Source organism: Xanthomonas sp. NCPPB 3959 (assembly GCF_056675575.1).
Genome location: NZ_JBWWVR010000008.1, coordinates 1 through 24,268, shown reverse-complemented (window position 1 = coordinate 24,268; position 24,268 = coordinate 1). Strand labels below are relative to the sequence as shown.

The window sequence follows — 24,268 nt, the reverse complement described above, 5'->3', positions numbered from 1 at the left end:
AGAGCGGATGATCTGCGGCTTGGCTGCAGGGTCCTTGCCGGCCCACCATCGCGGGACACGCCGCAAGTACATCCATGTAGGCTCTTACGCGGCATCCATGCCGCGTAAGGTCCCGCGATGGTGGGCGGGCAAGGACCAATCAAGATGGTCGGTGTGCGTGGTTGCGCGCGGTGTCTGCCAGGCAGCTGTGCGATGAGTTGCGGTCTGATCAGCTCCTTTCGAGCGGCAATATCACTCCTATTTTCGCCATCACATCACTGGTCAACGCAAGACAACAAGACAACATCATGGACACAGATTTCTGGCTGCAGCGGTGGCAGGACGGTCAGACCGGCTTCCATCAGGACGAGGTGATGCCGCTGCTGCAAAAGCATTGGCCGGCGTTGCAGTTGCCGAAGGCTGCCCGCGTGCTGGTGCCGTTGTGCGGCAAGACACTGGATATGCATTGGTTGGCCGCGCAAGGCCATCGCGTGCTGGGTGTGGAAGTATCGCCGTTGGCAGTCACGCAGTTCTTCGATGACGCAGGCCTGCAACCGCAGCGACACACCAGCAGCGCCGGCGAGCACTTTATTGCCGGCCCGATCGAAATCATATGCGGCGATGCCTTTGCACTGGACGTAAGCGTGCTGGCCGATTGCAGCGCTGTCTATGACCGCGCTGCATTGATCGCCCTGCCTGCGGCGCTACGTCGGCGCTATCTGGAGACCGTCTATGCGCACCTGCCCACAGGCTGCTGCGGTCTATTGATCACGCTGGAGTATCCGCAAGCCGAAAAAGCCGGCCCACCCTTCTCGGTGGATGCTGCCGAGGTGCACGCATTGTTCGACGCGCAGTGGCAGGTGCAGGCGTTGGAACACCGCGACATCCTGGATCAGGAGCCGCGCTTCCGTGCCGATGGCGTTACCGCACTGTCGACCGGGGTGTATCGCCTGCAACGCAACTGACGATCGCGTTCGAACGCGCTGTCGCGCCCGAACGCCGTCTTCGCATCAGTCGGCCGCTGCATGTTTCGCACAATGCGCGAGTCGCAATCCAATCGAGACCGCGTGACCTTGCACCACGCGGTGGTTATGCACACGCGCGCAATGCGCCAAGCAAGACACCGCAGCAGACGGTCGGTAGATGACGCAAGCAGCGCAGCAATCGCGATGCACAGCGCGGCACCTGCCGACTGCGAAGCTGTGCTGCGCCAGCTCTTCGGCTGCGCAGCGCCCAGTCGCCCGACTCAGCCGGCCACGTGACCCTTGTCGATCTTCGAGGTCTGGTACAACTCCAGGCCAATGCGCTTGATCAGGCCGAGCTGCTGCTCCAGCCACCAGGCGTGGTCTTCTTCGGTGTCCTGCAGCTGCTTGAGCAGCATGTCGCGGCTGACGTAGTCGCCATGTTCTTCGCACAGCTTCATGCCGGCGGCGAGCGCAGCGCGCACTTCGTATTCCACCACCAGATCGCGCTCGAGCATCTCCACCACGGTCTTGCCGGGCGCAAACTCAGACGGCCGCATGTCCGGGTCGCCTTCCAGGAACAGGATGCGCCGCAGCAGCGCGTCGGCGTGCTCGGTCTCTTCCTGCATCTCGTGATTGATGCGCTCGTACAGCGCCATCAGGCCCTGATCTTCGTAACGGCGCGAATGCAGGAAATACTGGTCGCGTGCCGCCAGCTCGCCGCGCAGCAGCTGCTTGAGGTAATCGACGACTTCGGGATGGCCTTTCATGGTGTGCTCCAGCGACGCAATGCGCGCATGGTGCCCTAAGCCGCCGGGCAATGATCTAATCGGAATCACTTTCAGTTGCGTTGCCACCAGACCCGCCACCGTCATGACGGCGCACCACACTTTGACCGAGCTCAAGGAATCGACAATGCGCAAATGGCTGGGCCGGCTGCTGCTGGCAATCGTGGTGTTGGGCGTGGCGGCCGTGTTGGCCGTGTATCTGTTGATGCGTGGCAGCCTGCCGCAGCTGGACGGCAATAACGCACTGCACGGCCTGGCGGCGCCGGTCAGCGTGCAGCGCGACCGGTTGGGCGTGGTCACCATCGATGCGGCCAGCCAGGTCGATGCCATGCGCGCGCTCGGCTATGTGCACGCGCAGGAGCGCTATTTCGAGATGGATCTGATGCGCCGCGCGCCGGCCGGTGAACTCTCCGAGCTGTTTGGCGCCGCAGCGCTGGACCTGGACAAACGCAATCGCGTGCATCGGTTGCGTGCACGCGTGCATGCCAGCCTGGACATTGCTGCAGGCAGCCAGCGCGCAGCATTGCAGGCCTATACCGACGGCGTGAATGCGGGGCTGGCGACCTTGCGCGTGCGTCCATGGCCGTACCTGCTGCTGCGGCAGACACCGCGCGCGTGGACGCTGGACGATTCCATCCTGACCGGCATGGCGATGTACGCCGACCTGCAGGACAACGACAACCAGACCGAACTGGCCATCGCACGCATCCGCGCGGTGGTGCCGCCCGCACTGGCGGCGCTGCTCGATCATCAGGGCTCCAGCTGGGATGCACCGCTGTTCGGGCCGGCACTGGGCGATGCGGCGCTTCCGGATGCGGCAACGCTGGATCTGCGGCGTTTGCCGCATCCAGCCGCTGCACCACGCGCCGAACAACCGACCCCGGGCAGCAACAACTTCGCCGTGGACGGCAGCCTCACCCGCGATGGTCGCGCCATCGTCGCCGACGACATGCACCTGGGCCTGCGTGCGCCCAACATCTGGTTCCGCGCGCGCTTGCGGTATCCGGATACCAGCGCGCCCGAGGGCAAGGTGGATGTCACCGGCTTCACCCTGCCCGGCCTGCCGGCGGTGGTGGTCGGCAGCAATGGGCACGTGGCCTGGGCGTTCACCAACAGCTATATCGATACAGCAGATTTTGCGCGGATTGCGCCAGCCACGCCCGGGCATCCGCAAGCGCTCACCACGCATGTCGAAACGATTCTTGTGGCAGGCGCTGCACCGGTAAGTTTTCCTGTCCGCGAGGCGATCTGGGGCCCGATCCTGCACGAGAATGCCGACGGCAGTTTGCTCGCGCTGCGCTGGGCCGCGCAGCTTCCCGGCGCAATCCGCCTGGATTTCGCGCAGATGAGTAGCGCGGCGGATCTGCAGGCGGCCTTTGCGGTGGCGGATCGCTCGGGCATTCCCGCGCAAAATCTCGTACTGGCCGATCGCAGCGGGCGCATCGCCTGGCGGGTGATCGGCGCGCGTCCGGCACGCAATGCGGGGTGCAGCCCGAGCGGTATTGCCGAACTTGCAACCTCGGCGCAGGAGTCGAACGAGGCATTGCCTGCGGCTGCTGGCGCGGTCGCTTCCGAACCTGCGCCGACCGGCTGCGTGCCATGGCCCGTGCGCAGCGACGATGCACCCGCCTTGATCGACCCACCCACGCACCGGCTCTGGACTGCCAACAGCCGCATCGTCGATGCGCAACAGCTGGCGACACTCGGCAATGCCGGCTACGACCTGGGCGCGCGCGCGCAGCAGATTCGCGACGACTTGTTCGCAAAACAGCGTTTCAACGAACTGGATCTGCTTGCCATCCAGCTCGACGATCGCGCCGTGCTGCTCACGCGGTGGTGGCAGTTGTTGCGCAGCGTGGTCGAACACAGCAAGGACCCGGCGCTGCAACAGATCGAAGTCGCCACGCGGCAGTGGGACGGGCATGCGTCCACCGGCTCGGTGAGCTATCGCATCGTGCGCGGTTTTCGCAGCATGACCATCGATGCCGTGGAAGCCGGACTGCTGGCACCGGCAAACGCTGCGCTTGGCGATGACTTCGTGCCGCCGCGTCGCGCGCAGTTGGAAGGCATCGTCTGGCCGATGCTGCAGCAGCGCCCTGCACATTTGTTGCCGCCCACGTACACCAGTTGGGATCAGCTGCTTGCCGATGCTGCACGCGGTGCGCAGACGGATTTAGCTGCGCAGGACGGCCCCTTGAGCGAGCGCACCTGGGGCGAGCGCAATACCGCCGCGATCTGCCACCCGATCGCGCGCGCCTTGCCTGCCCTCGCCAAGCGCTGGCTGTGCATGCCGCCCGATCAACTGCCCGGCGATCGCGACATGCCGCGCGTGCAAGGCCCGGCCTTCGGCGCCTCCGAACGCATGGTGGTCTCGCCAGGCCACGAACGCGACGGCATCGTGCATATGCCGGGCGGCCAGAGCGGACATCCGTTGTCGCCGTTCTGGGGCGCGGGGCATGACGATTGGGTGCATGGCCGGCCGACCCCGTTTTTGCCGACGGCTACGCGTTACACGCTGCGATTGCAGCCGAATTAGGCGTGATTGCGTTGTCAGATCTGTCGGGTACGGGTCTCGGCGGAAGCGTAGAAAAAGAAGCACAGAAATGAAGCGCAGGAAGAGGTGGGCTGCAGTAGCCCCTCTCCCGCCGGGAGAGGGGTTGGGGTGAGGGTACGGGCGCATGCCATGCAACCGATGGCATGCGATGCAGCTCATCCTGCACTAGCTTCAAGGGGCTCCCTGCATGACAGACGGCACGATGCTGCGCCCGTACCCTCATCCGCCCTTCGGGCACCTTCTCCCGGCGGGAGAAGGGATGCGCTGCGCGTCTGCGTGTCCATATGTCTGAATTTCTGCGTTCTGCGTTCTACAAATTCTGCACGTCTGCAAATCTCCACCCTGCACCTCTCAACACCTACGCCCGGCTCAACACCTACACCCGGCCACCTCTAGCGGTCCACGCAGCGAAGCGAGCACATCATGCTAAGATGCATTTGATAACCATTCCCATTAGTGACCAATGCGCCCCACGCTCCTTGTCACCGCGCTTACCGCTGCGCTCGCCCTGCACTCGCCATCCGCTTTCGCTCAGCACACCAGCACCTCAGCAACTGTCACCGAGCTGGATGGCGTCGATGTCATCGGCCGTGCGCAAACGCTCTACAAGTCCGAAGACGCCGCAGTGGCCACACGCACCGATACGCCGCTGGCGCTGGTGCCGCAGTCGGTGCAGGTGCTGCCGCGCGAGTTGATCGACGACCAGGCGGCGCGGCAGATCACCGACCTGTATCGCAGCATCAGCGGCATCAGTTTCTTCAGCTATGCCGGTGTCACCCTGCGCGGATTCCGCCAGGAAAACGTGTTGTACGACGGATTGCGCGGCGACCCGTATGCCGGCTTCTCGGTGCCGCAGCTGTTCAATATCGAACGCGTGGAAGTGCTCAAGGGCCCGGCCGGTGCGTTGTATGGCGGCGGCGAACCCGGTGGCGTCATCAATTACGTCACCCGCAAGCCCGGTCATCAGACCGCGCGTCGAGTGGAGCTGCAGGTAGGCAATCAATCCTTCGCTGCGGCCTCGTTCGAAGCCACCGGCCCGGCACGCGACGATGGGCGCATCCGTTACCGCATCGGTGCTTATGCCGATGGCGAGAATGGTTTTCGCTGGAACACCGATAGCCAGAGCCAGATCGGCGATGCGTCGGTGGCGTTCGACATCGGCCAGACCGGCGAGCTCACGCTGCAGTACACCGACATCACCCAGAACCTGGGCGGCAATCGCCTGCGTGGCGTGCCGGTGGACGACAACGGCAACTTCCTCACCGATCGTCGCTGGAATCACAACGAGCCCACCGACTTTCTCGACATGCGCGCCAAGGTGGCCTTCGCGCAGTACCGCTTTGCGCCGTCGGATGCGTGGGACGTGGACATGGCGCTGCGCTGGTTCAAGAACGACGAGCATCAGATCTATCACGAGCCGATGGGCTTGATCGACCGCGATGGCGACGGCACCGCCGAATGGATGACGCGGCAGTTGCGCAATCAGTTCCGCGACAACGATGCGATCTCCAGCAACGTCAACGCGATCTTCCGCGCCAGCATCGGCGCGATCGAACACAAGCTGCTGATGGGCGCGGATTACTACCGGCTGGATGCGGATTTCCGCGCGCAGACCGCCAACACCGCCGATACCGGACGCACGCGCGGCCCGGTGCCGGGCATCGATCTGCTCAACCCGGTGTACGGGCGCAGCGGCTTTTACGACTATGGTCTGGACAGCCTGCCCTGGCGGGCTACCAGCACCCGCAGTCAGCGTTATGGCGCGTATCTGCAGGACGAACTCACGCTGACGCCGCGCTGGTATGCGATGGCCGGGTTGCGCTGGGACGGCTTCAAGGACGACAACCTGCTGGATGGCTCGCGCGTCACCGGCAACGATCTCAGTTGGCGCGTGGGCAGCACCTTCGTGTTGCGCGATGGCGTCAATGCCTACGCAAGTTATGCCAGCGGTTTTCTGCCGCAGGATGCGGCAAATCAGGACAGCAGCGTCGGCGGGCCATTCGATCCCGAGCGCAGCACGCAATGGGAAGTCGGTCTGAAAACCGCGCTCAACGATGGCGGGCTCACGCTCAATACTGCGCTGTACCGCATCGAACGCAGCAATATCGTGCAAGCCAACGGCAGCATCGTCGATGGCGTCAATCAGCTCTCCGCCCTCGGCCTGGTGCGCAGCGAAGGTCTGGAAGTGGATCTGCTGGCCGACCTCACCGAGCGCTGGGTGCTCAACCTGACCTACGCCTACAACGATGCGCGCGTGCTCGATGCAGGCACCAACGGCATCACCAATGCCTCCGGGGACCGCTTCGCCAATGCACCGCGCAACACCTTCGGCCTATGGACGCGCTATGACCTGCCGGCCTGGAAATCGGCAATCGCCTTTGGTGCCGATTACGTGGGCGAGCGGGTCAGCCTGGAAGGCCAGCGCGTCAAACCGTATGCGATCTTCGACATCAGTTGGCAGACGCAGTGGGATGCGTGGAAGCTGCAGGTCAACGTCAAGAACCTGTTCGACAAGGTCTATGCGGTGAGCGGTTTCACCGAACGCACCGGGCATTTCCCGGGCGAACCGCGTCGCATCTATGCGCAGCTGGCTTACAGTTTTTAAGCGTGGCAACCGCGCACGTGCTCAGATCTTGATCGCTACGCTCAACTGTGACGTTCGTCAGCCGCTCCGGCGTGCCGCACACGCCGTTGCAGCCTCGACCACAGCAATGCAATGAACCTGCGCAGAATCGCGCATGCCGGAATCAGCCAGACCTTAACGTTCGGTGGGACACACTAGAGGCCGTCGCGATGTGGAGTTCATCTCCACACCATCGCTCCCCTCCCCTCACTGACCGGAATCCGCATGCCTCAGCTTGCCCGCTCCGTTTCCGCCCTGTTGCCATTGTTCATTGCCACTGCCTGCTCGGCCGCGCCACCCGCACAAGCCGGCCCACCGGACGCGCCCGTCGCCGCGTGCACCGCCAAAGTGCGCCCCGGCCAGGATCTGCAAAAAGCCATCGACAAGCTTCCGCAAAGCGATACGCCTGCGGTGTTGTGCCTGGAAAAAGGCGAATTTCCGCTCAACGGCCTGGTCTCGATCCACCGCGGCAATCTCACCTTGCGCGGCAAGGGACCGACCACCGTGCTGCGCATGGCCGATGGCGTGCAGCAGCCGGCGCTGGTGGTCGGCGATTACGAAAATCAGCAGCCGATCGGTGTGATCCGCAACGTCAGCATCGAAGACATGCAGATCGTCGCCAGCACCGGCGACAAGGAATTCATGCCCGAGCGCCCGTATCTGAGCAATAGCGCGGTGGTGGTGCGTTCCGGCCAGGGCATCAGGCTTGCCGGCCTGCAGGTCAACAAGTGCCGCAGCGCCTGCCTGCTGAGCGAGTACGACACGCGCGAGATCACCATCGAAAACAACGACGTCTCCGGTGCGATCTGGGATGGCGTGTCGTTCAACCGCACCGCCAAAGTCACCATGGTCAACAACTACATCCACGACAACGTGGCGGCAGGCCTGACCACCGAGCACCTGGAAGACAGCGAAATCCGCAACAACCGCTTCGAGCGCAATGGCAGCCAGGGCATCTATCTGTCGGATGCGCGGCGCAACCGCTTCAGCAACAATCAGTTCGAAGGCAACAAGGTCGCCGGCATCTTTCTGGCCTGCGCGATTCGCTACCGCACCCCGGAAATCCTGTGCTGGGACAACAGCATGAGCCAGGACAACGTGTTCGAGAACAACCGCTTTGCCAGCAATCCGTTCACCTACACCATCGGCGTGGACCGCGCCGCCAACTGCACTGCGGGCGACTTCAAGCCGAACCTGTGGCGCAACAACCAGGCCGATGTGGCCGGTGTGGATATCGAGCCGCAGCGCTACGGCTATTGCGTGCGCCACGAGTGATCGCAACAGTGGCCGGCAGTGCGTGAGCGCATGCCGGCCACTGCAGTTGTAGCGACGTTACGAAGCCAACGCCTGTTCGTGCACGCCGGCAATCGCACGGCCGGACGGGTCGGCCATCGCGGCAAAACTCGCATCCCAGGCAATCGCGGTCGGCGACGAACACGCGATCGACTTGCCGCCCGGCACCGTCTCCGCAGCCGCCTGGCTGGGGAAGAACTGCGCAAACAGCGTGCGATAGAAATACGCTTCCTTGGTCTGCGGTGGATTGACCGGATAGCGCTTGTCGGCCGCAGCCAGCTCGCGATCGCTCACATGCGCTTCGGCATGCGCCTTGAGTCCATCGATCCAGCCATAGCCCACGCCATCGCTGAACTGCTCTTTCTGTCGCCACAGAATCGACTCGGGCAGATAGCCGGCGAAGGCTTCGCGCAACACGCCCTTTTCCATGCGCATGGCGCCGCTGCTGGTCTTGTCGATCATCTTGAAACTGGCATCCATGCGCATCGCCACATCCAGGAACTCGCGATCCAGGAACGGCACGCGCGGCTCCACACCCCAGGCCATCATCGACTTGTTGGCGCGCAGGCAATCGAAGTTGTTGAGCGCGTCGAGCTTGCGCACCAATTCCTCATGGAATTCGCGCGCGTTCGGCGCCTTGTGGAAGTACAGATAGCCGCCGAAAATTTCGTCGCTGCCTTCGCCGGAGAGCACCATCTTGACGCCCATCGCCTTGATCCGTCGCGCCAGCAGAAACATCGGGGTGGATGCGCGAATGGTGGTGACGTCGTAGGTTTCGATGTGGCGGATGACTTCGGGCAATGCATCCAGGCCTTCTTCGAAGGTGTATTCGAAGCCGTGATGCACGGTGCCCAGCGCGGCGGCGGCGACTTCGGCGGCGGCCAGATCCGGCGAGCCTTTCAAGCCGATCGCGAACGAATGCAGGCGCGGCCACCAGGCTTCGGTGGTGTCGTTCTCTTCGATGCGATGGCGTGCGTAGCGCGCGGCAACGGCAGCGACCAGCGACGAATCCAGACCGCCAGACAGCAATACGCCGTACGGCACGTCGGTCATCAACTGGCGATGCACTGCACGCTCGAACGCCTCGCGCAATTCCTGCAACTGCACCTGCACGCCTTCCACTTCGGCATATTCGCGCCAGGCGCGCTCGTAGTAGCGGCTCAATGCGCCGGTGGCGCTGTCGTACCAATGGCCGGGCGGGAACTGCGCGGCATCGGCGCAATCGTCGACCAGCGATTTCAGTTCGGAGGCCACCCGCAAGCGGCCTTCGCGATCATGGCCCCAGTACAGCGGCACTACACCGATCGGGTCGCGCGCGATGATCACCCGCCCGGCGGCCTTGTCCCATAGCGCGAACGCAAAGATGCCGTTGAGGCGGTTGAGATACGAGGCCGGCGCATCTTCGCGATACAGCGCGTTGATCACCTCGCAATCGGAGCCGGTCTGGAACGCGTACGGCTGCGTCAGCTCCTGCTTGAGCTCGCGATGGTTGTAGATCTCACCGTTCACGGCGAGGGCGAGCTGCCCATCTTCGGACAGCAACGGCTGCGAACCACCGGCCGGGTCGACGATGGCCAGGCGCTCATGCACCAGGATCGCGCCGGTATCGACATACACGCCGCTCCAGTCGGGACCGCGATGGCGCTGCCGTTGCGAACATTCCAGTGCCTGCCGGCGCAATGCCTGCAGATCGTCACCGGGTTGCAGGCCGAAAATACCGAAGATGGAACACATGGAAACACTCCTGAAAAAACTGCGGGGGTTGGCGGCCGGTGGAAGAGCGTGCTGCACGAGAATGACACCCATAAAAAAACCCGCATCGGCCGATGCGGGTTTTCTGATTCCTGGGCGTTTGCTGTACTTCGCCTAGTCGCAGATCCGCATCGGCCGCGCACGATTATTCGCGCGCAGATTGTTGCGGTTGGCGTTATTGACGAGGTTTGGCAGGAGCGAGGACATGACTCGACCGTATCCCGCTTTCGACGGCGGCGCAACTGTTGCGATGGCAACCAAGCCCGGCATCGCAGACCACGCCGCGGTCGCACCGGCGTATTGCGAGGATAATGACCGCCCCAACAATCGGCAGTAATGGAATGACCCCACGCATCGGACGCATGCCGCCCCTGGCCCTGTTGCTTGCAGTGTTGCTGCAGGCCTGCAGCAGCGCCCCTCCGCGCACCGATCCAGTCTATCTGCAACAGCTGGAACAACAGGCGGCCGATGGCAGTTTCGACAGCGCGTGGAATGCGGCCGAACGCCTGGAGGCACGCAACGACCCGCGCGCCGTCCACTGGTACGAACGTGCCGCGGCGATCACCCCGTGGACGTTCCGCAACACCCGCGCCGAACTGGCGCTGGGACGAATCTGGGCAAGCGGGACGCTCTTCCATCCCGACAGCCCGTACATCGACCAGCGCGTCGCATTACGCGCGTCGCCGCGCAAGGGCGAGCGCTGGTACCTGGCAGCGGCCATGCATGGAAACCCGTATGCCATCGCCGAGCTCGCCAAGTTCCACCGCGACCGTGGGGAGGCGGCTGCAGCGTTGCGCTGGGATCTGCGCGCGACGATCTATGAGCGCTCCGCATCAGGATCGTCGGGGCTTCCCGCCGCCATCGCGCCAAGTGGCGGTGCATTGCACCCGCTGGTACGCGACATCCAGCGCCGCGCCCGTAACGGCGATGCTGAGGCGCAGGTCGATCTTGGCGCGCTGCATGAAAAAGGAATGGGTGGCGTGGACAGAGACGGTACGGAGGCGCTGCGCTGGTACCGGCGCGCGGCGGACCAGGGCAATGTGTATGGCCAGTATTTTTCTGGCCTGCTGCTCGGACGCGGCAGCAGCGGCGTGACGCGCGACGTGGAGACGGCGGCAACCTGGTTTGCCAAGGCGTCCGCACAGACGTTCTATATCGCGGACGAATCGCATTGGCGCGAGGCGATCAAACCGCCGTTCTGGACGTTCGACTAGCCCCCGAGCCTTGTGCGTCCATGCCGCCTGGCAGCGCAATGCAAGCGAGATGCTGCTGCAATCCGAGAGGTCTTAGCGCAGCTTGGCGATGCCCGCGTCGCGCAGCAGCATCGGCATGCCGCAGGTGACCGCATGCCGTGGCGCTGGCTGCGTAGTGTGCAAACCAGCGCGTGGCATGGGCATGGCCCGGCAATTCAGACCAGCAGGCGTTCGATCAGCGTGCGGTACAACGCCGGCAGCGCTTCCAGATCGGCCACGCGCACATGCTCATCGACCTGGTGGATGCTGGCGTTGACCGGGCCGACCTCGATGCATTGCGCGCCCAGCGGCGCGATGAAGCGCGCATCGGAGGTGCCGCCGCCAGTGCTCTCTTCCGGTGGCGCGCCGGCAAACTGCCCCAATACCTCGCGCGCGACGCTGCGCAGGCGCCCTTCCGGGGTGTAGAACGGCTCGCCGCTGCGATGCCAGCGCAGCGAATACTCCAGCGCGTGGCGATCCAGCACTGCGGCAATCTCAGCTTCCAATCGCGGCGCATCCCAATGAGGGGTGTAACGCAGATTGAAGGCCACCTGCAGCTCGCCGGGGATCACGTTGTTGGCGCCGGTGCCGGCATGGATATTGGAGATCTGCAGGCTGGTCGGCGGAAAACTTTCGAAGCCATCGTCCCATTGCCGTGCGACCAACTCTGCCAATGCAGGTGCTGCCAGATGGATCGGATTGCGCGCCTTGTGCGGATACGCCACATGCCCCTGCACGCCTTTCACCGTCAGCGTGCCGGACAGGCTGCCGCGGCGGCCGACCCGCAACAGATCGCCCAGCCGCTCGGTAGACGACGGCTCGCCGGTGATGCACCAATCGATCGCCTGCCCACGTTCGCGGAACAGCTCGGCCACACGCCGCACGCCATCGATGGCATCGCCTTCTTCGTCGGAGGTCAGCAGCAGCGCCAACGTGCCGGTGTGCTGCGGATATGCGGCAACGAACTGTTCGGCGGCGACCACGAAGGCGGCCACTCCACTTTTCATGTCGGCGGCGCCGCGCCCGTACAGCACACCATCGCGAATCTGCGGCTCGAACGGATCGCTTGTCCACGCCTCGCGCGGCCCCGGCGGCACCACATCGGTATGCCCGAGCAGCACCAGCACCGGCGCACCGCTGCCGTGCGTGGCCCATAGATTGTCCACCTCGCCCAGGCGCAGGTGTTCGATAGCAAAGCCGGCGCGCGCCAGCCGCTGCGCGATCAGTTCCTGGCAGCCGGCATCGTCCGGCGTCACCGACGGGCGGGAGATCAGTTCACAGGTGAGGTCAACAATGTCGGACATGATCGGGTATCACTGGAGAAGTTGGGAGCTGCGGCAGCACCGGATCACGCAACGTCAAAGCGCTGCTTGAAACCGTTGTCCGAAAATCCCTGGCTGAGCTGGCCGTCATCGGTGATGACCACCGGGCGGCGGATCAGTTGCGGATACTCGCGTAGCAGCAGTTTCCATTCGGCTGCGCTGGCTGCAGCCTTGCGGTTGTCCGGCAGTTGCCGCCAGGTGGTCGACGACTTGTTGATCAGTGCATCGAATCCGCCGGCCTGCTCGGCCCACGCCACCAGCGTCTCCGGCTCGGGCTTGTGATCGCGGTAATCGACGAAGGTGTAGGCGACATCGAAGCGGTCCAGCCACTTGGTGGCTTTTTTGCAGGTGTCGCAGTTTTTGAGTCCGTATAGCGTGGTCATGTCATGCAGCTCCTGTGGTTGCGCGGCGCGCATCGGCGCGCGCCATCAGGTCGGTGGCAAGCAGTTCGGGCGACCGGCCGTGGGCAGGCAGGAAGATCACCGGTGCGTCGCCGGCCTGCACCTGCAGTGCCAGGCGCACCGGCGGAATCAGCCAGGCCGGCTCGACTGCGCGCAAGTCACGCAGGTCGATGCGCTGCCGCCGTCCCTGGCGCTCGACCAACAAGGCATCGCCGGCGTCGTACACCTGCGCCCAGCGCGCCGGTTGCCGCAGCCAACGCAGGGCCATCGCCACCACCAGCGCCGGCACGATCCAATGCCACGGCCCGCCGGTTGTGACCCTAGGATCGCGGGTCAGCACACCGACCGTGTAAAGCACGCCCCAGCCCAGCCAGAATGCCGGGATGCCCCACCTCACCCAGCGCGATGCGGCCCTGGACAGGATGTCCTGGTGCACGTTCGGTTGCGTGCTCAATCGGCAAGGCCACGCAGCAGCTCATTGACGCTGGTCTTGCTGCGCGTCTTGGCATCCACCTGCTTGACGATCACCGCGCAATACAGCGAGTGCGAGCCATCCTTGGACGGCAGCTGCCCGGACACCACCACGCTATACGGCGGCACATAGCCATACGAGATTTCGCCGGTGGCACGGTTGTAGATGCGCGTGCTCTGGCCGATGAACACGCCCATGCCGATCACGCTGTGATGGCCCACCACCACGCCTTCCACCACCTCCGAACGCGCGCCGATGAAGCAATGATCTTCGATGATGGTCGGGCTGGCCTGCAGCGGTTCCAGCACCCCGCCGATGCCCGCGCCGCCGGACAGATGGCAGTGCTTACCGATCTGCGCGCACGAACCCACCGTGGCCCAGGTGTCGACCATGCTGCCTTCGCCGACGTACGCGCCGATATTGGTGAAGCTCGGCATCAGCACCACGTCCTTGCCGAAATAGCTGCCGCGACGCGCCACCGCACCCGGCACCACACGCACACCGGCCTTGCGGAACTCGGCCTCGTTGAAGCCGGCAAAACGCGATTCCACCTTGTCCCAGAACGGCGCCGGCTGCGCCTCGATCACCGCCATCTCGTTGACACGGAAATACAGCAGCACGGCCTTCTTCAACCACTCGTTGACGGTCCAGCCGCCCTGCCCGTCCGGCTCGGCGACGCGGAACTCGCCGCTCTCCAATCCGTCGATGACGCGAGTGACGATGGCGCGGGTGGAGCCGTCGATTTCGTCGATGGTCAAGCTGGCGCGGCGCTCGAATGCACTCTCGATACCGAATTTGAGTTCGTCAGTGCCCACCTGCGCGGCAACGCTGTGCACGGCCTTTTCGGCGATCGGCAGTTTCTTCGCAGCGGCAGCCTTTTTGGCCGCCGGCGCAGACACCACGCTGGTCGGCTGCTTGGCCACGCGCGGTGCGCTGGCGGCGACTTTCTTTGCAACGCTTTTCTTGGCAGCAGCCTTGGTGTCGGCAGCTGCAAGAACGGTGGCGTTGCGCGCAACAGGCAGCTTGCCAGGCTTACTGACCGACTTGACCGCCTTACTTACCGGCTTGCCGACGGACTTGTTGTCACTCGGCTTGCCGCTCGCCTTGCTGCTCTTTGCGGTCGCGCGCGCAGGCGCTGCGCTGGTCGTGGTCGCGCTCTGCTTGCGCGCAGTCTTCTTGGTAGCCATGGGGGTCTCCGGAGGTGCTAGGTGGGATCGAGACAGGCGCACAGCGCATCGCGCAGCGCCTGCCGGGCGGATTCGGACAACGGGCGGTCGTGCTCGTCGGTGATCTGGAACTGGTCTTCGGCGCGCTCGCCAAACGTGGCGATGCGCGCGTCGTGCACGCGCAGGTGTTGCAGGCGCAGCACGTTGGCCACGTCGGCCAGCAAGCCGGGGCGATCGGGGGCGACCAGGCTGATGCGGGTGCGGCGGCCGCCAGCGCTTTCGCTGAATTCCACGCGCGGCGCAAAGCGGAAATGGCGCAGCTGGCGCGGCACCGCACGCCGCGAGGGACGCACCTTCTGCAGGTCGCCGGCCAGCACCTGCCGCAAGGCCGCAGCCAGACGCTGCGGGTCGCCATCGGCAGAGCTGTCCTGCGGCAGCACTTCGAACACGTCGAAGATGGCATCGTTGGGTGCATCCAGCACGCGGGCGCGGTGGATGCCGTAACCCTTGCGATCCAGCGTGGAGACGATCGCCGAGAACAACCCGTCACGGTCGCGCGAGTACACGAACACTTCCAGTGCGTCGTTGTCCGGCACTGCGCGACGCGCCTTGACCGTGGTCTGGCCGATCTGCACTTCGATCAGCGAGACCGCCTGCCAGGCCAGTTGCTCCGGACGGAAACGCAGGAAATTCTCGTCCGGCATGCCGGCGAACTGACGATCGATGGTGGCATCGTCGTGGCCTTGCGCCTGCATCAGCGCACGCGCGGACTCGCGCGCTTCGCGCAGGCGTTCTTCGCGCGGCGGCGGATGCTCCAGACCTTCGCGCAAGGCGCGGCGCGCAGCGAAATACAGATCGGCCAGCAGCCGGTCCTTCCAGGCATTCCACAACTTGGGGCTGGTGCCGGCAATGTCGGCGCAGGTCAGCAGATACAGATAGTCCAGCCGCTCGCGCGTGCCCACCAGCGTGGCGAAACGATGGATCACCTCCGGGTCGGAGATGTCCTGCTTCTGCGCGGTCACCGACATGCGCAGATGCTGCTCCACCAGCCAGGCCACCAAGGCGGTATCGCCTTCGCTGAGCCGATGCGCCTGGCAGAACGCACGCGCATCCACCGCACCCAGCTCGGAATGATCGCCGCCACGGCCCTTGGCGATGTCGTGAAACAGGCCGGCCAGCAGCAGCAATTCCGGCTTGCGCAAGCGCGGCCAGACTTCATGCGTGATCGAAAAACGCTCGTCGGCGCGACCGGCCGCAAACAGCGCGATATTCCGCAACACCATCAGCGTGTGCTGGTCCACCGTGTAGACATGAAACAGGTCGAACTGCATGCGCCCGGACACGCTGGCGAATGCCGGAATCCACTGGCCCAACACGCCCAGGCGCGCCATGCGATTGAGCGTTTCCATCGCACGCGGGCCGCGCAGCAGCGCCATGAAACGGTCGCGCGCGGTGGCGTCGGCCACGTCGTAAGCCGGCAACTCGCGCAGCACCTCGGCCAGCGCGCGCGCGGTCAGCGAATGCAGGCCGCGCACCTCGCGATGCGCCGCCCACTGCGCAAACAACGCGAATACCTGCAGCACATCGCCGGCCGGCCAATCATCCGCGTCGGCCGCCAGATAGCCGCGGCGCAGACTGAAGCCGCCACCGAGCGGTTCCGGTACCGCTTCACCATCGAACTGCTCTTCGAAGCGCTGCAACAACCGGTCGCTGATGCGGCGGATCAATGCAGCGCTGCGATAGAAGCGCTGCATCATCTTTTCCACGCCCAGGCTTTCCGGGTCGTCGGCAAACCCCAGCCGCTGCGCCAGGGTCTTTTGATAGTCGAAGCGCAGGCGTTCTTCCGGCCGGTTGGCGACGATGTGCAAACCGAACCGCAGCCGCGCCAGTTCTTCGCGCTCGCGCCGCAGCGCCGCAGCCTCGTCGAAGCCGACATGGCCGAGCCCGACCAGCGCTTCCAGATCCTTGACGCCGAAGGCGCGCAGCGCCATCCAGCCCAGCGTCTGCAGATCGCGCAAGCCGCCAGGGCCGTCCTTGATGTCTGGTTCCAGATTGTCGGCAGTGTCGCCAAAGCGCTGATGCCGCGCCAGCAGTTCTTCGCGCTTGGCCTGGAAGAATTCGCGCGCCGGCCAGACCCGTTGCGGGGCGATCGCTGCGGCCAGTGCCGCGCGCGCCTCGCTCCCTGCAACCAGCGGGCGCGATTCGATCAATGCGGTCAGCACGGTCTGGTCGGCTGCAGCGGCGGTGCACTGCGCAGCGGAGCGCACCGCATGACTGATCGGCAGGCCCACATCCCACAGCAACGCGAACAAGCGCGCCAGGGCCTGCTCGTGCTGTTGCTGCACCGCGCTTTCGCCCAGCACCAGCACATCCACGTCCGAACGCGGAAACAGTTCACCGCGCCCGTAACCGCCAACCGCATGCAACGACAACCCGGCATCGCCCGGGATGCAGCGCGTCCAGGCATTGCGCATCAATTGGTCGACCGCGCGTGCGCGCAAGGCCACCAGGCGTTCGATCGGTTCACCCTGATCGAAGCGCTTGCACAACCGCATGTCCGCATGCACCAGCAGCGGACGGGCCTGCGCGGCCCACTCGGCATCGCCGGCGACACCCGGGTCGGGTCGATCCGCCGGCGTGGCCGTCATACCGGGGCGGGCGCGTTCGGCGACAGCGTCAGCACATCCACGCCGTCTTCGGTCACCGCGACCATGTGTTCCCACTGCGCGGACAACTTGCGGTCCTTGGTGACCACGGTCCAGCCATCGGGCAGCGTCTTATGGTGGTAGGTGCCTTCGTTGATCATCGGCTCGATGGTGAAGGTCATGCCGGGCTTGAGCACCAGGCCTTCGCCGGGACGGCCGTAATGCATCACCTGCGGCTCGTCGTGATAGACCTTGCCGATGCCGTGGCCGCAGTAATCGCGCACCACGCTGAAGCGCTCGGCCTCGGCATACTTCTGGATCGCATGGCCCACATCGCCCAGCGTCGCGCCCGGCTTGACCGCACGGATGCCGCGCCACATCGCTTCGTAGGTGGTGTCGACCAGGCGCTTGGCCATCACCGACGGCGTGCCGACGTAATACATACGGCTGGTATCGCCGTGCCAGCCGTCCTTGATGACGGTGACATCGATATTGACGATGTCGCCTTCCTTCAGGACTTTGGCCGCGCTCGGGATGCCGTGACAGATCACGTTATTGACCGAGGTGCACACGCTCTTGGGGAAGCCGCGATAACCGACATTGGCAGGAATGGTCCCCTGCACGTTGACGATGTGGTCGTGGCAGATGCGGTCCAGCTCGGCAGTGGTCACGCCCGGTTGCACGTGCGGGGCCACGATGTCGAGCACCTCGGCGGCCAGACGGCCGGCGACGCGCATCAGTTCGATTTCTTCTTTGGTTTTTAGATTGACGCTCATGGTCCGGATTATCGCCGATTCGGGCTGAATCTGAACGACCCGCGCAGCCGTTTTTTGCAAAACACGCCGTTACGGCGGAAGCGGACGGTGCAGCAAAAAACTGGCGTCACCGCGCATTCATGTGTGACATAGTTCAGAAAGCGTCAAATTCTCCATTAACGGAGTCATCCGCAGGACATCCCAATTTTACGAAAAGAACCAGATTAAACAGCTAGATAGCGCGTGAATTCGGCGTTATCGTTTGGCACAGCTGATGCATTGGAGGAAGGGCGACACGTCGTCGCGTCACCAATGACCAGACCGGTCAAGGAAATGTCCATGCGTACTGTCCGTCCTGTCCTGCTGTCCCTCGGCCTGCTCTCGACCATTGGCGTTGCCACAGCAGCCGATACCACCACATTCAACGTCAAGATCGCCGTCACCAAGGCCTGCACCATCACGGCGGCGTCGGCGACGGACGTCGACTTCGGCTCGGTGTTGTCCACCTCGACCGCCAATGCCGACGCCAACGGCAGCGTGACCGCGCAGTGCACTGCGTTGACGCCGTACAACATCGCCTTGAGCGCAGGCAGCAATGCCGGCACCGCCAACGACGTCACCACCCGCCGCATGAAGAACACCGATGCGCTGGTCACCACCAACAACTTCATCGCCTACCAGCTGTACCAGGATCTGGGACGCAGCACGGTGTGGGGCAGCACCAGCGGCACCAATACGCTGAGCCGTACCGCCACCGGCATCAACCAGGTCTATCCGGTCTACGGCCGTGTGACCAACCCGTCCGCCAACAATCCGGCAACCGGTGCGTACCAGGACACGATCACCGCCACGATCGTCTATTGAGCGCGCGCATGCCCTTGCACCACCGCCTGTCGTCTCGCATGCCGGCGTGGCTGGTCACGACCGGAATGGTCTTGACGCTCGCACTGAGCAGCGCCTGGCCGCTGCTATCGGCGCGCGCAGCCAGCCTGCAATTGGCACCGACCTCGCTGACGCTGAGCGCAGAACAGTCCGCCGACGGGCTGTGGCTGAGCAACAGCGGCGGCGTGCCGGTGCAGGTGCAGACCCGCGCCTATCGCTGGACCCAGCGCGACGGGCAGGACCAGCTCGACCCGACCCAGGAACTGCTGGTCAGCCCACCGATGCGGACCCTGGCCGCCGGCGAGCGCCAGCTGATCCGGGTGATCCGCGCCGGGCCTGCGCCGACCAGCCAGGAAGTCTGCTACCGCATCATCGTCGACGAATTGCCCAACGCCGATGCCGACCGCAAGGGCATGCAGTTCGTGCTGCGCTACTCGGTGCCGATCTTCGTGCTGCCGCCCGGAAAAGCCGAGCCCACGCCGACCTTGAGCACGCAAGTGGTGGCCGGCAGCGACGGCAATGCGCAGATCCAGATCAGCAACACCGGCAATGGGCATGCCCAGGTCGCCGACCTGCAGCATCGGGTCGATGGCGCGACCAAGACCACATTGAACGGACTGGTGGGCTATGTGCTGCCCGGCCAGACCATGCGCTGGTCGCTGGGTGCACCGCTGGCGCAGTTCGCCCGCGGCACCATCATCGCAAGGATCAATGGTGAGGCGGACGAACGCACCCTGTTGGCAACGCCGACAGCGCCGTGACACGGCCCGGCTGGCGATGACGCTGCTCGCGACCGCCACCTGCCTGGGAAGCGCCGCGGCTGTCGATCTGGCCGACGTTGCCGCGCTGCCCGATCAAATCCCGCAAAGCGCCAGCGCACTGCCGCAGACGCTGTACCTGGATGTCACCCTGAATCAGGCCGACCGCGGCCTGGCGCCGTTCGAACTGGTGGACGGCCACCTGCGCGGATCGGTCGAAACGCTGCGCAAACTCGGCTTCATCCTTGCCGAGCGCAGCGCCGGCGAGCTGGTCGATCTGGATCGCCTGCCCGATGTGGAAGTGCGCTACGACGCCGCGCTGCAGCGGCTGGCGCTGCAGGTACCGCTGGCGCAATTGTCACTCTCCACCACGGTGTTGAAAGCCGAAGAAGTCGCCCCGCCCAGCGCCACCGCCTCCCCAGGCATGCTGCTCAATTACGACGTCTATGCCACGCGCAATGCCGGTGCCAGCAGCGTGTCGTTGGCGACCGAACTGCGCGGCTTCGGCATCGGCCGCGGCATGGTCGACACCACCGCCGTGTTCCTGGCCTACGACCGCCCGCAGGACCAGCGCTGGCGCAGCGAAGCGGTGCGTCTGGACAGCGCCTGGCAGATGGATTTCCCGGATACCGCCACCAGCCTGACGGTCGGCGATTTCTACAGCGGCTTTGTCGACTGGAGCCGCTCGATCCGCCTGGGCGGCGTGCAGATCGGCCGCAATTACGCCTTGCAGCCCTATCGCGTGCTGACGCCGACGCCGAGTTTTCTGGGCGAAGCGGCGGTGCCTTCGACCATCGAGCTGTATGTCGATGGCCTGCGCCAATACAGCGGCCAGGTGCCGGCCGGGCCGTTTCAGCTGGCCGCACAACCGGGCATCAGCGGCACCGGCCAGGCGCAGATCGTGGTGACCGATGCGTTCGGCCGCGTGCGCCGGCTGGACTTCGCGTTCTACGGCACCCCGCAACTGCTGGCGCGCGGCATTTCCGAATGGTCGGCCGGGATCGGCCACCTGCGCCAGGACTACGGCGTGCGCTCGTTTTCCTACGATGCGCGCACGGTCGCCAGCGCCACCCTGCGCAAGGGCCTGCGCGACGATTTCACCATCGAGGCGCATGCCGAAGCCGGCGGCGGCGTGGTCAATGCCGGTGCCGGCGGGATATGGCTGCTCGGCGTGGGCGGGGTGTTCAACCTCGCCTATGCGCATAGCCAGATGGATGCGCTGCGTGGCGGCCAGTACGTGCTGGGCTATGCCTGGAACAACCGTCGCTTCAACTTCAATCTCGGCACCCAGCGCACCCACGGCGACTACCGCGACCTGGGCGCGCTGCAGGGCGCATTGCCGGCACGCATCAGCGACCGCGCGGTGTTCGGCGTCAACGTCGCTCCGATCGGCTCGCTCGGCACCAGCTACGTGCGGCTGAGCTACCCGCAAGGCGACACCTCGCGCTATGCCAGCGTGTTCTGGTCGCGCAGTTTCGGGCGCAACTGGGCCGCCAATCTGTCCGGCAATCAGAACCTGGACGTGCGCAGCGATCGCAGCCTGTATCTGTCGCTATCGACCACCTTCGGCGAGCTGCGTCAGGCCAGCGCCTCGATGCAGCGCAACGGCAACCGCACCGGATTTGTGGCCGATGTCAGCCAGCCGTTGCCGGGCGACGGCGACCTGGGCGGCATCGGCTGGCGCCTGCAGGGGCGTGCCGGCGACGATGCCAGCGGCGGCTTGGCCGAACTTGGCTGGTTGAACCGGGTCGGCCGTTACAACCTCGGCGCGGCCAATCAGGATGGCGACAACTTCGGCTATGCCAGCGCCAGCGGCAGCCTGGTGTGGATGAACGGGCGTGGCTTTGCCGCACGCGATATCCAGGATGCCTTTGCGGTGGTGTCCACCGACGGCCAGGCCGGCATTCCGGTACGGCTGGAAAATCGCCTGATCGGCGTCACCGATGCGCGCGGCACGCTGCTGGTCACCCCGCTGCAATCGTGGCAGCGCAACCAGTTGTCGATCGACACCTTGAACCTGCCGGCAGATCTGCGCGTGGACCGCGTCGATACCGCAGTGACGCCGCGCCAGCAATCCGGCGTCGCGGTGCGCTTCGGCATCACCCGCGTGCGTGCGGCGATCATCGTATTGCACGACGCACAAGGCGCCCCGCTGCCGGTGGGCAGCGTGGTGCAGCGCGAGGGCGATGCCGAACGCGTCGTGGTCGGCTACGACGGCGAAACCTATCTGGACAATCTGCAGAGCGACAACCGCCTACTGGTCGACTTGCCGCAGGGCCGCTGCAGCGCGCAGTTCACCTATCCGGCCAACCCGAGCGGCATTCCGCGGGTGGGACCACTGCAATGCGTCACCGAGCAGAAAACGCCATGAACCTGCACGGCCTCTGGCGCCTGGTGCTTGCACTGGCTATCGCGATGTTATGGCTGGCACCAAGCCAGCGCGCGCAGGCCGACACCACATGTACCGTCACGCTGGGCACGCCGTTGGCGTTCGGCAATGTGGCAGCCAATGGCACCACCGATGCAGTGGCAACGCTCAACGTCTCCTGCGCAACCGCCGCGCTCAGCGTCCTGGGCTATGCACAAGTGAGCCTTTGCCTGGACCTGGGGCCAGGCAGCGCCAGCAGCGGGCTGTATGCACCACGCCGCATGCTCAACTCCACCAGCGACAGCCTGGACTTCCAGGTCTATAGCGATGCCACGCGTACCCAGATCTGGGGCGCCACGGGATCCACAACGCCATCGCCGCGCACCTTGACGCTCTCGTACGGCGTCCCGGTGATCACCGGTGGCTCGCAGACGGCCACCATCACGCTGTACGGACGCATTCCGGCTAACCAGATCCTGTCGGTCGGCAACCACACCAGCAGTTTCGGCGGCGCCGACACCGTGCTGCGATATGCCTACAACGAAAGCATCATCGGCATCCCACCGCTTCCGGGCAGTTGCATGGCCGGCGGCAGCGGCGCCAAGACCGCCAGCAACGCCTTCCCGTTCACCGCCTCGGCCAACGTGCCGGCACGCTGCAATACCTACGTCACCACCGACCTGGATTTCGGCAGCATTGCCGGCACCATCAACACCGCCATCGACCGCAGCTCCACCATCAGCCTGACCTGCACCAACCGCACCGCCTGGAACATCGGCCTGGGCGACGGCATCAACGCCACGGGCAGTCTCCGACGCATGCGGCATTCCAGCAGCGCCAATTACATCGCCTATGAGCTCTACAGAGACGTCGGCCGCGGCAGCCGTTGGGGGACCAGCATCGGCGTCGATACGCTCAGCGGCACCGGCAACGGAGTGGCCCAGACGGTGACCGTTTACGGCCGCGCGCCCGCACCGCAACTCCCCATCGCAGGCGACTACAACGACACGGTGACCGTCTCCATCACTTATTGACAGTTAATCAAGTTCGTATCCGGGGCGTCGCTATTTGTTACGTCTCCAATGCAAACGATTGCCTTCATGATGCCGGTCACCCTCCTGAAGCGCCTGATGCTGCTTGCTCTGTTCTGCAGCGCGTCTGTGGCAAACGCTGCCGCCAGCCGCGGCCCGGAAAATTCCACCCTGCACATCGGCCTGCGCCTGCTCAACGGTTGCGAGCTGCGCACCACGCCCCCGCGCGCCAGTTGTTCCAGGGGCACGCCGATGGCGATTGCCCAGCCGGCGCGTGCCGCCGAAACACCGGCCATCGCCAGCACCGGCCAGGATGCCAGCGCATTGGCAGGCCCGGCGCCGGCCACCGCCGCACGCATCACCACGATCGCGTTCTGACCATGGCCACGCGACGCTCCCTTCATTGCTGGCTCGCAGTTGCGCTGGCCTGTGTCGCAATCGACGGCGCCGCCGTCGCTGCCGAGATCGCCATCGCACCGACCACTGCGCATATCCCGGCCGATAGCGATCAGGCAACGGTCTGGCTCTACAACCAGGCCGCGCTGCCATGGCGCGCCGAAGCCAAGCTCTACCGCTGGCGGCAGGATGGCGAGCGCGAAGTACTTGAGCCCGCCACCGGCGCCACGGTCAGCCCGAATCATTTCGAGATCCCGTCGCAAGGGCGCCAGCTGTTGCGGGTGATCCGGCTCGGCCCCAGCCCGGTGCAGACCGAAGACAGCTATCGACTGGTGGTGACCCAACACGCCACCGGCGACGAAACCGAGTTGCTGCGTTATTCCACCCCGGTATTCGCCCTGCCCAGCCAGCCCGCCGCGCCAAATCCGGTGCTGCGGACCACCCTGTCCGGCCACGGCGGCGGACGCGCACTGAGCGTGCACAATGCCGGGCTCAGCCATGCACGGCTGGCAGATCTGGCCTACATCGATGCCGGCGGTACCCGCCGCAGCATCCGCGATGATCTGGCCGGTTACGTGTTGCCAGGCCAAACCCGCCAATGGGCACTGCCGGCCAACCTGCCCGCCGGCAGCGGCCGCTTCGTGGCGCGCATCAACAGCGACATCGAGACCACGCTGACGCTTGAGCCGTGAATCGGGAATCGGGAATCGGGGCAGCATTAGAGTGGCTGAAGAAACCGCTCAGTTGTTTGGATCGAACTGAGCTGATCAGGCCGCACCGCATCTGACCGCCGCGTCGCATTCACTGCTCGCAACCATGCACACCAGCCATCTCCACTGGTCCTTGCCCGCCCACCGTCGCGGGACCTTACGCGGCATGGATGCCGCAG

The 24,268-nt window shown here is 65.0% G+C and carries 19 protein-coding genes; 11 read left to right on the top strand and 8 right to left on the bottom strand.

What is annotated here, in order from left to right; translation table 11 throughout:
- Nucleotides 1-287: 287 nt before the first annotated feature.
- Entirely contained in the window at nucleotides 288-944 is a 657-nt protein-coding gene (locus AC1KVG_RS10780) for a thiopurine S-methyltransferase (RefSeq protein ID WP_481094406.1), read from the top strand.
- 281 nt (nucleotides 945-1,225) lie between these two features.
- Here the strand turns inward: AC1KVG_RS10780 and bfr are convergent, their stop codons facing one another.
- Nucleotides 1,226-1,711 (bottom strand): bacterioferritin, encoded by a 486-nt coding sequence (gene bfr / locus AC1KVG_RS10775; protein ID WP_043889738.1) that lies wholly within the window; start codon nucleotides 1,709-1,711, stop codon nucleotides 1,226-1,228.
- A 145-nt stretch (nucleotides 1,712-1,856) separates the two neighbouring features.
- Here bfr and AC1KVG_RS10770 point away from each other — a divergent pair, with 145 nt between their 5' ends.
- From AC1KVG_RS10770 to hpaM, 3 genes are all read left to right on the top strand, one after another.
- Complete coding sequence (locus AC1KVG_RS10770) at nucleotides 1,857-4,265, top strand: penicillin acylase family protein (RefSeq protein WP_481094405.1); 2,409 nt, start codon at nucleotides 1,857-1,859, stop codon at nucleotides 4,263-4,265.
- A gap of 481 nt (nucleotides 4,266-4,746) precedes the next feature.
- The gene (locus tag AC1KVG_RS10765) at nucleotides 4,747-6,888 is read left to right on the top strand and encodes a TonB-dependent siderophore receptor (RefSeq protein WP_481094404.1); all 2,142 of its coding nucleotides are present in this window, start codon (nucleotides 4,747-4,749) and stop codon (nucleotides 6,886-6,888) included.
- A gap of 243 nt (nucleotides 6,889-7,131) precedes the next feature.
- Nucleotides 7,132-8,181: a type III secretion-associated outer membrane-bound protein HpaM gene (gene hpaM, locus AC1KVG_RS10760; RefSeq protein WP_104551760.1), complete on the top strand. Its 1,050-nt coding sequence runs from the start codon at nucleotides 7,132-7,134 to the stop codon at nucleotides 8,179-8,181.
- Between the two features lie 57 nt (nucleotides 8,182-8,238).
- Here the strand turns inward: hpaM and asnB are convergent, their stop codons facing one another.
- Nucleotides 8,239-9,933 (bottom strand): asparagine synthase B, encoded by a 1,695-nt coding sequence (asnB, locus tag AC1KVG_RS10755; RefSeq protein ID WP_481094403.1) that lies wholly within the window; start codon nucleotides 9,931-9,933, stop codon nucleotides 8,239-8,241.
- Nucleotides 9,934-10,292: 359 nt separating this feature from the next.
- On the opposite strand from asnB, the gene AC1KVG_RS10750 reads away from it, so the two are divergent.
- Nucleotides 10,293-11,165: a tetratricopeptide repeat protein gene (locus tag AC1KVG_RS10750; RefSeq protein ID WP_481094402.1), complete on the top strand. Its 873-nt coding sequence runs from the start codon at nucleotides 10,293-10,295 to the stop codon at nucleotides 11,163-11,165.
- Between the two features lie 194 nt (nucleotides 11,166-11,359).
- On the opposite strand, the gene dapE is transcribed toward AC1KVG_RS10750, so the two are convergent.
- Genes dapE through map form a run of 6 tightly spaced genes read right to left on the bottom strand, consistent with a single transcriptional unit; the run spans nucleotide 11,360 to nucleotide 17,965 of the window.
- A complete protein-coding gene (gene dapE / locus AC1KVG_RS10745; protein WP_481094401.1) occupies nucleotides 11,360-12,487 on the bottom strand; it encodes a succinyl-diaminopimelate desuccinylase in 1,128 nt (375 codons plus the stop codon).
- A 44-nt stretch (nucleotides 12,488-12,531) separates the two neighbouring features.
- On the bottom strand, nucleotides 12,532-12,888 hold the full coding sequence (locus AC1KVG_RS10740) for an arsenate reductase (RefSeq protein WP_481094400.1): 357 nt from the start codon (nucleotides 12,886-12,888) through the stop codon (nucleotides 12,532-12,534).
- A 1-nt stretch (nucleotide 12,889) separates the two neighbouring features.
- Nucleotides 12,890-13,342 carry a hypothetical protein gene (locus AC1KVG_RS10735; protein WP_481094399.1) on the bottom strand — a complete coding sequence of 151 codons (453 nt, stop codon included), beginning with the start codon at nucleotides 13,340-13,342 and terminating at the stop codon, nucleotides 12,890-12,892.
- Between the two features lie 14 nt (nucleotides 13,343-13,356).
- Nucleotides 13,357-14,565 (bottom strand): 2,3,4,5-tetrahydropyridine-2,6-dicarboxylate N-succinyltransferase, encoded by a 1,209-nt coding sequence (dapD, locus tag AC1KVG_RS10730; protein ID WP_481094398.1) that lies wholly within the window; start codon nucleotides 14,563-14,565, stop codon nucleotides 13,357-13,359.
- Between the two features lie 17 nt (nucleotides 14,566-14,582).
- Entirely contained in the window at nucleotides 14,583-17,192 is a 2,610-nt protein-coding gene (locus AC1KVG_RS10725) for a [protein-PII] uridylyltransferase (protein ID WP_481094397.1), read from the bottom strand.
- Nucleotides 17,189-17,965 carry a type I methionyl aminopeptidase gene (gene map, locus AC1KVG_RS10720; protein ID WP_043889100.1) on the bottom strand — a complete coding sequence of 259 codons (777 nt, stop codon included), beginning with the start codon at nucleotides 17,963-17,965 and terminating at the stop codon, nucleotides 17,189-17,191. Before map ends, AC1KVG_RS10725 begins: the two co-directional genes overlap by 4 nt.
- A 318-nt stretch (nucleotides 17,966-18,283) precedes the next feature.
- Between map and AC1KVG_RS10715 the strand changes: the two genes are divergently transcribed.
- Genes AC1KVG_RS10715 through AC1KVG_RS10690 form a run of 6 tightly spaced genes read left to right on the top strand, consistent with a single transcriptional unit; the run spans nucleotide 18,284 to nucleotide 24,071 of the window.
- Complete coding sequence (locus AC1KVG_RS10715; protein ID WP_043909063.1) at nucleotides 18,284-18,808, top strand: Csu type fimbrial protein; 525 nt, start codon at nucleotides 18,284-18,286, stop codon at nucleotides 18,806-18,808.
- Nucleotides 18,809-18,816: 8 nt separating this feature from the next.
- Complete coding sequence (locus tag AC1KVG_RS10710; protein WP_115038081.1) at nucleotides 18,817-19,587, top strand: fimbrial biogenesis chaperone; 771 nt, start codon at nucleotides 18,817-18,819, stop codon at nucleotides 19,585-19,587.
- Between the two features lie 16 nt (nucleotides 19,588-19,603).
- Nucleotides 19,604-21,955: a fimbria/pilus outer membrane usher protein gene (locus tag AC1KVG_RS10705; RefSeq protein ID WP_481094396.1), complete on the top strand. Its 2,352-nt coding sequence runs from the start codon at nucleotides 19,604-19,606 to the stop codon at nucleotides 21,953-21,955.
- Nucleotides 21,952-22,986, top strand: coding sequence for a Csu type fimbrial protein (locus AC1KVG_RS10700; protein ID WP_481094395.1), 1,035 nt, complete (start codon nucleotides 21,952-21,954; stop codon nucleotides 22,984-22,986). The genes AC1KVG_RS10705 and AC1KVG_RS10700 overlap by 4 nt, the downstream gene beginning before the upstream one ends.
- Before the next feature lie 48 nt (nucleotides 22,987-23,034).
- The gene (locus AC1KVG_RS10695; protein WP_481094394.1) at nucleotides 23,035-23,361 is read left to right on the top strand and encodes a hypothetical protein; all 327 of its coding nucleotides are present in this window, start codon (nucleotides 23,035-23,037) and stop codon (nucleotides 23,359-23,361) included.
- A gap of 2 nt (nucleotides 23,362-23,363) precedes the next feature.
- Nucleotides 23,364-24,071, top strand: coding sequence for a fimbrial biogenesis chaperone (locus AC1KVG_RS10690; RefSeq protein ID WP_481094393.1), 708 nt, complete (start codon nucleotides 23,364-23,366; stop codon nucleotides 24,069-24,071).
- The last annotated feature ends 197 nt before the right edge of the window (nucleotides 24,072-24,268 follow it).